This window comes from Paenibacillus sp. oral taxon 786 str. D14 (assembly GCF_000159955.1).
GTDB lineage: Bacteria > Bacillota > Bacilli > Paenibacillales > Paenibacillaceae > Fontibacillus > Fontibacillus phoenicis.
The window spans coordinates 399,002-410,836 of sequence record NZ_GG695971.1 but is presented as its reverse complement, the minus strand read 5'-3'; the positions used below and the strand labels follow the sequence as shown (position 1 = coordinate 410,836).

General features: G+C 54.0%; 11 protein-coding genes. 1 reads left to right on the top strand and 10 read right to left on the bottom strand.

Going from position 1 to position 11,835, the window contains the following annotated elements; translation table 11 throughout:
• From POTG_RS04890 to POTG_RS04845, 10 genes are all read right to left on the bottom strand, one after another.
• Window positions 1-1,122: DEAD/DEAH box helicase (locus POTG_RS04890; protein WP_036644319.1), on the bottom strand; the 1,122-nt coding region annotated here is incomplete at its 3' end.
• A 45-nt stretch (window positions 1,123-1,167) separates the two neighbouring features.
• On the bottom strand, window positions 1,168-2,838 hold the full coding sequence (locus tag POTG_RS04885; protein ID WP_009223695.1) for an ABC1 kinase family protein: 1,671 nt from the start codon (window positions 2,836-2,838) through the stop codon (window positions 1,168-1,170).
• Window positions 2,839-2,842: 4 nt separating this feature from the next.
• The gene (locus tag POTG_RS04880; protein ID WP_009223694.1) at window positions 2,843-3,151 is read right to left on the bottom strand and encodes a phasin family protein; all 309 of its coding nucleotides are present in this window, start codon (window positions 3,149-3,151) and stop codon (window positions 2,843-2,845) included.
• Window positions 3,152-3,206: 55 nt separating this feature from the next.
• Entirely contained in the window at window positions 3,207-4,064 is an 858-nt protein-coding gene (locus POTG_RS04875; RefSeq protein ID WP_009223693.1) for a uroporphyrinogen-III synthase, read from the bottom strand.
• An 87-nt stretch (window positions 4,065-4,151) separates the two neighbouring features.
• The gene (locus tag POTG_RS04870) at window positions 4,152-5,228 is read right to left on the bottom strand and encodes a GerAB/ArcD/ProY family transporter (protein ID WP_036644191.1); all 1,077 of its coding nucleotides are present in this window, start codon (window positions 5,226-5,228) and stop codon (window positions 4,152-4,154) included.
• A gap of 33 nt (window positions 5,229-5,261) precedes the next feature.
• Complete coding sequence (locus POTG_RS04865) at window positions 5,262-5,489, bottom strand: hypothetical protein (protein WP_009223691.1); 228 nt, start codon at window positions 5,487-5,489, stop codon at window positions 5,262-5,264.
• Entirely contained in the window at window positions 5,482-6,687 is a 1,206-nt protein-coding gene (locus tag POTG_RS04860; RefSeq protein WP_009223690.1) for a Ger(x)C family spore germination protein, read from the bottom strand. The genes POTG_RS04865 and POTG_RS04860 overlap by 8 nt, the downstream gene beginning before the upstream one ends.
• 6 nt (window positions 6,688-6,693) lie before the next feature.
• Window positions 6,694-8,217, bottom strand: a complete 1,524-nt coding sequence (locus POTG_RS04855; RefSeq protein WP_009223689.1) for a spore germination protein — start codon at window positions 8,215-8,217, stop codon at window positions 6,694-6,696.
• A gap of 123 nt (window positions 8,218-8,340) precedes the next feature.
• Window positions 8,341-9,594 (bottom strand): methyl-accepting chemotaxis protein, encoded by a 1,254-nt coding sequence (locus POTG_RS04850; RefSeq protein ID WP_009223688.1) that lies wholly within the window; start codon window positions 9,592-9,594, stop codon window positions 8,341-8,343.
• A gap of 533 nt (window positions 9,595-10,127) precedes the next feature.
• Window positions 10,128-11,453 (bottom strand): ISNCY family transposase, encoded by a 1,326-nt coding sequence (locus POTG_RS04845; protein ID WP_009223687.1) that lies wholly within the window; start codon window positions 11,451-11,453, stop codon window positions 10,128-10,130.
• 184 nt (window positions 11,454-11,637) lie between these two features.
• Here POTG_RS04845 and POTG_RS23035 point away from each other — a divergent pair.
• Window positions 11,638-11,835, top strand: a 198-nt coding sequence (locus tag POTG_RS23035; RefSeq protein ID WP_198136161.1) for a transposase, incomplete at its 3' end; no start/stop codon positions are given.

The following is an 11,835-nucleotide window of genomic DNA, read 5'->3' as shown; positions in this document are numbered from 1 at the left end:
GCCGCTCTTCTCATATCGCTGCCGCTCCAGCTTGCGGCCGATGCCCCGCTCGATCAGGCGCAGCGCCTCCATATCCTTCGGCGCGGCGAACGTCACGGCCACGCCCTTCTCCCCGGCGCGGCCCGTCCGCCCGATGCGGTGGATGTAGCTGTCCACATCGTGCGGAATGTCGTAGTTGAAGACGTGGGTGACCCCTTCCACGTCGATCCCGCGCGCCGCGACGTCCGTCGCGACCAGCAGCTCCAGCTTCGCGCTGCGGAACGCGCGCATCACCTGCTCGCGCTTCGCCTGCGATAAGTCGCCGTGCAGTTCGTCCGACTGGAAGCCCGCGGCCTGCAGCGCTTCATTCAGCGTGCTGGCCCGGCGCTTCGTGCGGCAGAAGATCACGGCCAGATAGGGACGCTGGCTGCGGATCGACTCGATCAGCGCGCTCTGCTTGGTGCGGTCCGTGCATTCCACCAGGATCTGCCGGATGCTGTCCAGCGTCACGCGCGAGGTTTCGGCGATCTGGATGTCGCGCGGCTTGTCCATATACGTTTTTGCCAAGCGCTTCACATTGCCCGGCATCGTTGCCGAGAACAACATCGTTTGGCGGCTGCGCGGAACGAGCGACAGAATCTCCTCCACCTCAGCCAAAAAGCCCATATGCAGCATCTGGTCCGCTTCATCGAGCACCAAGTAGCGAACGGCGCCCAGCGTCAGCGAGCCCCGCCGCAAATGATCCAGCAGCCGGCCCGGCGTGCCGATGACCAGCTGTGCACCATTTTTCAGCTTGCGCAGCTGCCGCTCCACGTCCTGACCGCCGTAGGCAGCCAGGACGGAGAGGCCTTCCATCGCCTCCGCCAGCTTGCGGGCCTCCGCAGTAATTTGAATCGCCAGCTCCCGCGTTGGGGTAATGATCAGCGCCTGCGCCTCAGGGCGCTCCGGGCGGATCTTCTCCAAAATAGGCAGCAGAAACGCCAGCGTCTTGCCCGTGCCGGTCTGCGCCTGCACGATCGCGTCCTCGCCCGACTGCAGCACAGGGATCGCTGCCGCCTGCACCGGCGTCGGGTTCACGATGCCTTGTCCCTGCAGCTTGCGAACCAGGAGGGGCGATACATTTAAACTCTCAAAAGTTGTCAACAGGTTTCACCTCATCTTCTTCAGCTTCCCTATTGTAACACATCCTTAGAACCTTCCCGACCGGAAGATCGAGTAAAGCAGCCACAAGAACATCAGCGTCGCGACCACAAAGCCGATTTCGATTGCCGGAATGTTCCAAAGCAAAGTCGGCATCCGCGAAAGGGAAGAGCCGATGATGAGGCCAACCATAATGATGCTGAAGGCCAGCAATACGATGCTAAACGACAAGCGATTGCTGATCTGGTCCAGCTTACGGAGCAGCTGCTCCATCTCCGGTACGTTTATATCCATCTTCAGCTTGCCGCGAGCTAGTGCGCTCGACAGATTGCGGATCTGCTGCGGAAGATCCACAAGCGAATCCGCCAGCTCGTAAGCTTCGTCAAACAGCTTCTTGCCAAGCCGGCGCGCGGCATATTTCTCACGCATCAGCTTGCGCCCGAAAGGCTCCGCTAAATCCAGAATGCGAAGGTCCGGGTCGAGCGCCAACGCCACCCCTTCGACGGTGAGCAGCGCTTTGCCCAGCAGCAAGAGGTCAGCGGGCAGCACGACGTGATGCTTCTGGGCCGTTGCAAACAGATCCTGTAACGCCTGACCGATCTGGATCTCTGCGAACGGGATATCATAGTAGCGCTCACGAAGCCGATCCAGGTCCATGCGCAGTCCGGCCGTATCGGCATCGTCTCCGACAAGGCCCATGCGCAGAATCGCCCGCACCATCCCCTCCGTGCTGCGCCGCATCAAGGCGATCACCAGCGAGGACAGATGATCCTTCATCTCCTCGCTAAGCCGCCCCACCATACCGAAGTCGATGAAGGCGAGCTCCCCTTTGCTGGTCACCAGCAGGTTGCCGGGATGGGGGTCCGCATGGAAAAAGCCCCCCTCAAAGATTTGCCTAAGCAGCGCATTCACCAGCCGCTCCGCCAGATCCTTACGGTCGTACCCCAGCGCATCAATCCCCAGCAGACGGTTGAGATGCTGCCCCTCCACGAATTCCATCGTTAACACGCGGGAGGTCGTGAGTGGCCAATGGACCGCCGGGATATATATTCCTTCATCCGCCTTGAATTGCCGGCGAATCCGCTCCATGTTCCGGCCCTCGAAGCCGTAATCCAGCTCCGCGCGGATCGAGCGGGCGAACTCTTCGACCATTTGGGGAATTTGATACCGGGATACCCAGGACCAGCGTTTGTTCGCCAGCGTCGTCAGATGCTGCAGGATGTCGAGATCCATCTCGATCACCGGGGCGATGCCGGGCCGCTGGATTTTGATTGCGACCGGCTCTCCTGTTATGAGGCGGGCCCGATGCACCTGGCCAATCGAAGCTGCCGCGAGCGGCGTCTCGTCGAAGCTCTGGAACAGCCCTGCCAGCGGCTGTTCCAGCTCCGCTTCCAAAATGGCGCGAGCCTCCTCCGCCGGAAACGGCGGCACCTGGTCCTGCAGCTTGACGAGCTCTTGGATGATCGCCTCCGGCAGCAAATCCGAGCGCGTGCTGGCCAATTGGCCGACCTTCACGAAAGTCGGGCCCAGCTCCTCCAGCACCAGCCGAATTCGCTCGGCCAAGGTCCGCGAACCGCGCTCGCCGGTGTGCTGCGGCCGCGAAGGCAACCGGATCAGCCGGGCCAAGCCGATCTCCTCGGCCAAATAGCCAAAGCCATGGCGCCCAAGCGCCATGGCGATTTCACGATAACGGCCGGTATGTCGAACGAAGCTGCTCATTGCTTTAAGGCTGCTGCAGCTCGGCGAGCTGAATTTCCAGCTCCGCTACCCGCCGTGTCAACTCCTCTACCTCTTTTGCCGTGGCCAAGCCCATGTTCTGCAACGCGGACCGAACCTGCTCATTCACCAGCTCTTTGAACTTGCTTTGCTCTTCGCTGCCGCGTTCAATCAGCTTCTCCACCAGCTGTTTTGATTCGGAAGGGGCCAGCTCTCCGCGTTTTACCAAATCATCGACGATGCTTTCGATCTTCTCCTTGCTCATGATCGTCAAACCCCAACCCAGCGAAATCGCTTTTTTCAGTAAATCGCTCATTGCCCATCATCCTTTCATTTGAGGTTTGTAGTACCTATACCTATCATTACCCAATTTAGGCTCGTTGTTCATCTCCGCCGCTTGGGGCTGCAAAGAGCGGTTCGGCTTCACCCGCATAATAACGGGCCAACTCAACCATCATGCTGCCCATCCGTTCTTCCTTGGGAGCCAGCACCCGGGGCACCCCGGCTTCGTATAGACCGGCTGCCGTCACTTTGCCCACAGCCACCGCTAATACCGGGCCTTTCAGCACCTCCAGCAAAGCGTCAAGTTGCCCCTGACGCTCCGCGTGCTCCATCAGAAAGCGCACCTGCGGTCCGCTTGTAAACGTCACAGCATCAATTTCCCCGGCCAAAATATCGCTCAACAACTTCTCTAACTCCGCTTCGGGAGGCGCAATATGCTTGTAGGGCAACAACTGGCGGCAGCTTGCCCCTTGCTCCTCTAACCAAGCGACCAGGCGGGGCGCCGGATCGCCGTGCAGCTGCAACAACACGCTCGCTCCGCGCAATTCATGTTGCGCTAACCCGCGAATGAGGCCTTCCGTACTGCCGTCATCGTCGCGGACGATCGGGGTTAGCCCCCGTTTTTTCAGAGCGTTAACCGTCTTGTAGCCCCGAGCGGCAATGTTCTCCTCTCGAAGGCGCTCCAACAATTGATCGGCGACGCCCATATCCTGGGCCATATCGAACAGCGCATCCAACCCCATCCCCGTCGTAAAAATCGACCAATCCGGCGGATGCTCCACCCAATCGACAATACCGCTTCGCAACGCCTGATCGTCGAGCAACACGGTTCCCTGTGCCGGACGGTACAACGGGATACCTCCCATATTCTCAACCAGCTTGCCTAGTTCCTCTGCCCGACGGGGCCCGGTCAACGCAACTCTTTTCCCTTCCAGTCTCCGTGCCATCGTATACCTCCCAGGTTTATCCTATTAACTACCTTCAGCTTATACGACGGAGAAAGCGAAGTAAATTGCCATTTCGGCGATCGGCCGTTAGCCTGCCTTCGGTTCCGGTTTATTTCGGCGTGGTCGCAGCACCGCAAAGAACAGGATCGGAAAGACAAGGTAAAAGATGAAGCCGATCAACGGAAGCACGAAGTTAAAGTGAAAGAGCTGCAGCCCATTTTTAAAGAACCAGACGGAGCAGGCAAAGGCCAGCGCGCCGGCGGGAGCTGTCATCAGCCGGCCGGACAGCTTGGGGACGACGATTTGCAAGGTGCAACACAGCACATAGAGATCGAATGCGATCTTACTCAAGGCCGTCGGATACCAGAAACCCAAAAGCAGCAAATCGAAGCGGTCGATAAAATCGGTGATCTGAATTTGACGGATCATCTCGTAACTGGGGTGAATCAATCTTTCGACCAAAGGGATCCCCAAAACCATCTGCGTTATCAGCAACAGTACCACCATCAAGACGGTGCCTATGACCAAGCTGACGTAGCCTGCAATTGCCTTGTAGTATTTACCGGAAATCACGAGCGGAAGCACCAGAATTTCAGCCTGATAGGGGAAGACATACCAGGTTCCCTCCATAATCCCAGACCAATCCGGTGAGAAATAAGGTACTAAGTATGTGAAGTTTAGATCACGCATCAATACCAAAACACCAATAAACATGGAGGCGATAAAAATCGGTATGTAAATTTCGCTGAGTCCCAAAAAGGCCCGAATGCCTCCCTGACAGATGTAAACCGCCGTTGCGGTCACCATCAATCCGAGAATCGGGACCGGCGTCCGATTGAGCAGCACGGTATTGGTGAAATCCGAGATAATTCGGATGTCTCTTGCACATATAAACAGCAGAAACAAGAGGTAGATGACCAGCAGGGCCCTGCCGAAAACAGGAAACCTGCCGGCCATCGCCTGCAACAAATTGCGATCAGAGAATCGCTTCAGCGTCGTGGAGACCAACCACAACGACACAAGGCAAATCAGCCCGCTCATTATATAGCTGATGACGGCGTGCTGGTGAGCCGCTTGAGTCGCTAAAGTGTACGTATGCAGATACGATATCGATCCGATGTACAGGACCCCAAGCAGAGTGATTTGCCGTTTGGTAATTTTCATGACAGGCACACTCCTCCATGTTCGGTAGGGTTATCAATGATGATGATCAAACGGTACCAGCGGCTGTAACACCCGTCCCAGCCACTCTGTGGGATAGAAGACTTGGGAGGACCATGTCACATAGATCAGGATCCCGAAGGAAGCGGCCATCACCGAATAAAACGCCCAGCGGCTCAGCGCCCCTCCTTCCCGGAGTGCCTCCCGGTCCCGCCAGCAGTTGAAAGCAATCAACAACAACAATCCAATGTAGGAACTAGTCATTCTTGATAAGCTCCTCCTTTATTCCCAGCGAGTCGATTAATTCGCCGCTATTCTCCAGATGAACCTTTGTCCGGACACGGACCTCGACTTCCGGCAGCAGGTCATGCCAGCGGTGTTTCATTTTGTTCCATTCGGCAGGGTACTTGCTGTTCAGGGCGGTGCTAAATCCATAAATATCCGATCGATGCTTTTGAAACGTTTCTTTAATGACCGACTGGATCTCCTGATCCAGAAACGTATTGGCATGCTTCTCCAGCGATAACATCATCGTATGTTCGAAACTTTGCCGGGTCACATTTTCCAAGATCAACCCGGTCGCCTCGATCTCCAAGTCGAACGAGATGCTCCCATCCTCCAGATGAGGATGGATTTTCCTGTGGATTTGATTTAATACGATCGTCGCCGATTCTTGCGGATGATGTTCACCCATCACGACCGTGAATTTGGGATTCAGCGCCTGCCCCATCGCGATCAGCGCCATAGGCGCTTGCTTATCAGTTAAATAACCCGACAGCCTGTCGTCGTGAAATACGCCTAATCCATCCAGCCTGACCAGGCTTTGGCCATTCCCGACCTTCTCGGGAACACTGGGCGTCGTCACCATGACCGGAATTGCGAAATCTCTTCCTTCGGTTAGCAGCGCATTGGCCATGCTTTGGATAGAGATCGGGTCCTGCATGGCCGACTTGGCCAGCTCGCGGATCATTTCCGAAGGGGATTGCTCGATCGGGGCCTCAACGTCCAGCAATTTATATCCTGGCCCGCGGCTAAGCACAACGTAGGTCGTTAGCCGATTTTGCGGAAACCGAGCCAAGACGTCGATAGACCCGGCAATTCCCGATTTGGCGAACTCCTCTCCAATAATCGTCACCCTCCGGTGAGAGAAGTTGATCACCCGCGATAAACTGTCTTGCAACTTTTCATTCGCCTGGAATGGCGTTGGTGCCGTTTGGGAAACCATCAGGTAGGTTTTGCTGCCGGTCGTTCCGCCCCCGCCCCCTTGGGTGCCAGCACCCCCGAGCGAACTGGGCAAGGCGATTTGCGCGGTCGAACGAATTTGGCCTTCATCCAAATCCGTTGAAGTCGCCAGAACAAAGGCAACATCGTTCACTTCGACGCGATCCCAGCAGCCCGTCAGCAGGCAGGGAAGCAGGACGAACACGCTAATCGCCCGAACCCGGGCAAAGCTTGCTTTCACGAACGTTCACCATCCTTCATTGGAATCACCCCCCAATGGACGGGATTTTCCGATTCGACGAACGTTCCCTCGGGTTGCGTCCGAAGGCCGCTCCTTCATCTTCCAGATCGGCACCCTGCTGAAAATATCCTTCATATCTCTTGCCTCATACGGGGCTACCCCCTTCATGTAAGGCACGCCAAACGACTTTAACTGCGTTAGATGGACGACGATCCAAATCGCACCGATCACGATGCCAAATAATCCGAAGGCGCTGGCCAGCATCATGATCGGAAAACGCAGCATCCGAACCGTCACCGCAAGACTAAAACGGGGAATCGTGAAGGAAGCGATCCCGGTCAGCGAGACGACGATAACCATCGGTGCGGACACGATGCCGGCCTGGACTGCAGCTTGCCCAATCACCAGCGCCCCCAGGATGCTGACCGCTTGCCCAACCGTTTTGGGCAGACGGATGCCGGCCTCCCGCAGCGCTTCAAAGGAGATTTCCATAATAAAGGCCTCCACCAACGCGGGGAAAGGAATCGCTTCCCGGGAAGCAGCGATGCTTAAGATTAAAGTCGAAGGCAGCATATCCTGATGGAAGGTCGTGACCGCGATATACAAGCTGGGCAGAAACAGGGCAAGAAACAAGAAAAAGATGCGAATCCAGCGAATCATATTGCTGATGAAAAAGCGTTCGTAATAATCCTCGCTGGCCTGCAGAAGCTGCCATAACGTCACAGGAGCAATCAGCACAAACGGCGTGCCGTCCACAAAAATGGCGATCCTCCCCTCCAGCAGCTGCGCAGCAACGGAGTCTGGCCGTTCGGAATATTGCATCTGCGGAAACGGCGAGGAAGGATTATCCTCAATCCATTCCTCGATGTATCCGGATTCCAGAATCCCATCGATATCGATGCTCTCGAGCCGGTCCTTTACATCAGCAATCAGCGATTCCTCGGCCACACCTTCGATATAGGCGATCGCGACGTCCGTCTTTGTCATCGAACCGATCACCATATCGATTAATTTCAGCTTTTCCGATTTGATTTTGAACCGGATTAAGGCGGTATTGATCCTTAGCGACTCCGTGAAGCCTTCACGCGGACCGCGGATCACCGCTTCCGTCTGCGGCTCCTGAACGCTCCGGCGCGAACCGCCCTTGACGCTGAACAGCAGCACCTCGTCCATGCCTTCAACAAAAATAGCAACGTTTGCCGTCAATACTCCGTTTATCACCGTCGGCCAGTCGGTAGCAGCCTGCGTTTGGCTTAACGAGATTCTCGTGAACGATAACGGATAGATGTCCCCGTTTGCGTGCGGGTGCTTGGCCAATCCCTCGATCAACGGACGCAGCATATGCTGCTGAACGTCCTCAACTTTAGCTATCCCTTCAATGTATACCAGCAAACCGCGGATATCCTCGGTGAGCTGAATCTCGCGGTAGATGACGTCGGAACAGTCCTGGAATACGTTTTTCACTTGCTTGATATTTTCCGCCAAATCTCGGCTGATTTTGTTCTCTTGTTTTCGTTCCTTGGTCTTCATGGGAACACTCCTTGCCGGTCCGCCGATTCATGGTGATATGATGTAGAATGTACCATTTTGGAAAATCTATGTAGACAAAAAAAGCCCTCCGGCGGTAAACCGGAGAGCAATGCAGTGGATGAATCAGGATTTCCGATCCATCTGGAACTTGTCCACTTTTACTTTTAATTGTTCAGCAATTTGAGCCAGCTGGGCGGCAGAGGAGGCAATTTCCTCAACGGAAGCAAGCTGTTCCTCCGCAGCGGCGGAAATCGTCTGGGTTTTGCTGGCGAGTTCCTCGGATATCTGACGATTCCCTTGAATGGTATATTTTGCCACTTCCGTGCCGGTGGCCATCTCTTTGACACTCGCAACGAGGCCTTCCATCTTGTCCGCAGCGCTGCGAACCGCTTTGCGAATCCGCGAGAACGAGCGGCCGGAGGTATCAACGGCAAGAATCCCTTCGTGAACCCCCTGCTTGGCCTCCTCCATGGAGACGACCGCGCGTTCGACTTCCGCCTGCACGCTGCCGATCAGCTCCGCAATTTGCTTGGCCGATTGCTCGGACCCTTCCGCCAGCTTGCGCACCTCCGAAGCAACTACGGCGAATCCCCGGCCTTCCTCACCGGCTCGCGCCGCTTCGATCGATGCGTTTAGCGCCAGCAAGTTCGTCTGCTGAGCAATACCTGTAATCACTTCGATAATACCACCGATATTGGCCGTATGCTCGCCTAACGTCTGGATGACTTCTCCCAGCTCATCAACGGTTTGCTGAATTCGTTCCATTTTCTCAACTACGCTCAGCACGGATGAGTTCCCTTCCTCTGCAGCTGCAGTCGTCTTCTCCATCGTCTCGGTAAGGTTAACGATTTGCTCCGACATTTGACTCGCCTGACGGGACATCTCTCCCATGCCTTGGGCTCCGCCTTCCAGTTCCGACAACTGCCGTTCGCTACCAGCTGCAATCTCCTGGAGGGCACCATTGACTTGCCCGATCGTGTCCACCGTTTGCTTCGCACCCGCTGACAGCCGTTCGGACGTGGTAACGACCTGGTTCGTCGTATCCCGAATGCTGGTGATGATCCCCCGAAGATGGTCTACCATCCGTTGATATTGGTTTGCCATGGCGCCGATCTCATCTGTCCGGTTCAAATAGTCCAAGCGCCGGGTCAAATCCCCTTCACTAATATGCTTGGCCGTTTCCGTCAAACGTTCCAGCGGGACGGCAATCATTCGAATCAATACGATAGCTGCCAAGACCGCCAGCACAACAGATATGCCCGTAATCAGGTACCAGGTTGGTTCAACCCCGCCGTTTACGACCAACGCTAGAATACAGGGAACCACCGCCAAAAGAATGGGGATCAATAATAGAGCTAACCTAACGCGTTTTTGCATTGACGACCTTCCTTCTCTTACATAATGAATAAGCTTTTATACTAGATTATACTCGTTGCTCCAAGTCTTGAATATAGATGCAAAAAAAGATCAATCCCCCCTGGTTGGTGGTACTCTCCTGCCCCGTATGGTCTTTCGCGCGCCTCTTTTGATGATTATCCCTTTCGTTCAGAAATAGGGAGGTTTAGGAAGGGGCTCTTCTAGCCTCCCCTTTGCACCATTATCCCTTTCAATCAGAATGGGGATCGAGAAAGGGATCCTCTCGCTGCACCTCTTTGCATGATTATCCCTTTTGCTCAGAATTGGTGGAGCTAGGAAGAGGATCTTCTTGCTACCTCTTTGTACCATTATCCCTTTTGTTCAGAATAGAGGACTCTATGATCGGGATGAGACGAGGTTACCCGGTAGCTGATCATTCCTATTTTTACGAAAATAAGATGGCCCATCTGGAATTTTTTGCTGTCAATCGTCTGTGAAAATGTCACCTTAACTGTGCTATGAAAATGTCACTTTATTTGTTAGAGCCTCCTGTTTTACCAGGAGGTCTCCGCATAGCTGTTATGCTGTGAGTATATAGCATCTTGGAATGAGCTTCGTTTTGTGCTAAGCTTAGCCATGGTGTTTACCGTGGATCTCCACGGATGATCTACAGCGGGTTTGCGTGGCTGCGCAGAACTCGCTTTTTTTGTTTCTTCAGCCACTCGTTGAGGTTTTTCCGTCCTTTTTAAAGGTAAGGCTTGCCCTTGGTACCACAACAGAATTTCACCGTTTAAAGTCTCACATACTTCGACTGTAGACTTGGCATCAAGTCGGAGAGGAATCGGTTTGGCGAGAGTGTAGATCTTTCCATTGTATGAAAGCGTGTTGCCAGTACCCATTTGGCGATATTCACGAACCGTGAAGATATGCCCAAGATGGACGGCAGCGTCAAGTGGTATATAAGCCGAGTCAGCTTCCTTCGGCAGAACGGCAAACTTGCGATTGTGCTTGTCGAGCAGAAGAGGAAGCACCTTATTTGCTTCATCCATCGACTTCACACCCAAGAGCCGCAGTTCAATCACCAGACGGTCCTGGAACGTTTTCCAGAGCCTTTCTATACGTCCCTTGGCTTGAGGCGTAATCGCCTTGATATGCTCAATATGTAGGTCAGCCATGGCTTTACCGAAATTGGATAGAGGTTTGGTTTTTCCGGCAAGCTCCTGCTCCACGGTGAGCTTCTCATTCGGCGATCGGAAGATGGTGTGCCGATCACTGTATAAACCAAGGGGTACACCATATTGCTCAATGCCCTGCTGCTTCACCAAGAAGTAGCCTTCACGACACTCGTTCTTACGGAATACGGCACCGACGACAATGCCTGTCGCATCGTCAATGGCTGCGTGTAGTGCAAAGGCGGGGGCCCGGTTTTCAAGCCAGGCATAAGGTGTCGCATCAATTTGCCATAGCATTCCGGCCTGAGCCTTACGTTGACGAGGCGGATGTGCTTTACTGCGCCGTCTTGGTTTCACTTGTTTTATCCCTTGATCCAGCAGGATTCTACGCACACTCGAGGGGCTAATTTGTATCGCTTCATGTTCCTCTAACAACTCCGCATAATGACAACTGTTACTACCGTGATACTTCGTCTGATATAAGGTGACAACTTGTTCCTTTAGTTCATCGCTTAATGCATGTACCGGTTTCCTTCCTCGATTTTTATGAATGATTCCCTGCGCTCCTCCCTCAACACAATATTTCTTCTTCAGTCGAATCATCTGCCGCTCCGTCAGCCCTAGGGCTGCTGCTCCTTCTCTGTTTGTCATATGTCCCTCAAGGACTTTCTCCACCACAACTACCTTCTTTAGTTCTGTTCTTGTCAAAGTTAATGTCTCCTGTCCCATAGTGACATTATCTCAGAACAGTTATAGGGTGACATTATCACAGAAGAACAACACATCTGGAATTTTTTACTTGTAAAAAGAACATGTGTTTGGTATAATGAAGAAAAAAAGAACATACGTTCGTATTTATTGAGTTAGAGGATTTGAATTGGAGGAATCGGACATGGAATTAGGGATGAATACGGATCTTCAACCTATTAGCAGCCGTTTTCAAAGTGAGGCGGACTGCATTGAGGCAATCATCGCTATGAAGTGGCCAAACGGATTTATTTGCTCGCGCTGCGCTTATAGCGAGTGCACCCGCCTGTCCTCCCGACGCCTTCCTTTGTTTGAGTGCGGACGATGCGGCTATCAGGCATCG

Bases quoted from the DNA above. Each gene is read 5' to 3' on its own strand.
- POTG_RS04885 (WP_009223695.1), bottom strand. From the start codon at position 2,838: ATGAGCAGCTTCGTTCGACATACCGGCCGTTATCGTGAAATCGCCATG.
- POTG_RS04880 (WP_009223694.1), bottom strand. From the start codon at position 3,151: ATGAGCGATTTACTGAAAAAAGCGATTTCGCTGGGTTGGGGTTTGACG.
- POTG_RS04875 (WP_009223693.1), bottom strand. From the start codon at position 4,064: ATGGCACGGAGACTGGAAGGGAAAAGAGTTGCGTTGACCGGGCCCCGT.
- POTG_RS04870 (WP_036644191.1), bottom strand. From the start codon at position 5,228: ATGAAAATTACCAAACGGCAAATCACTCTGCTTGGGGTCCTGTACATC.
- POTG_RS04865 (WP_009223691.1), bottom strand. From the start codon at position 5,489: ATGACTAGTTCCTACATTGGATTGTTGTTGTTGATTGCTTTCAACTGC.
- POTG_RS04855 (WP_009223689.1), bottom strand. From the start codon at position 8,217: ATGAAGACCAAGGAACGAAAACAAGAGAACAAAATCAGCCGAGATTTG.
- POTG_RS04850 (WP_009223688.1), bottom strand. From the start codon at position 9,594: ATGCAAAAACGCGTTAGGTTAGCTCTATTATTGATCCCCATTCTTTTG.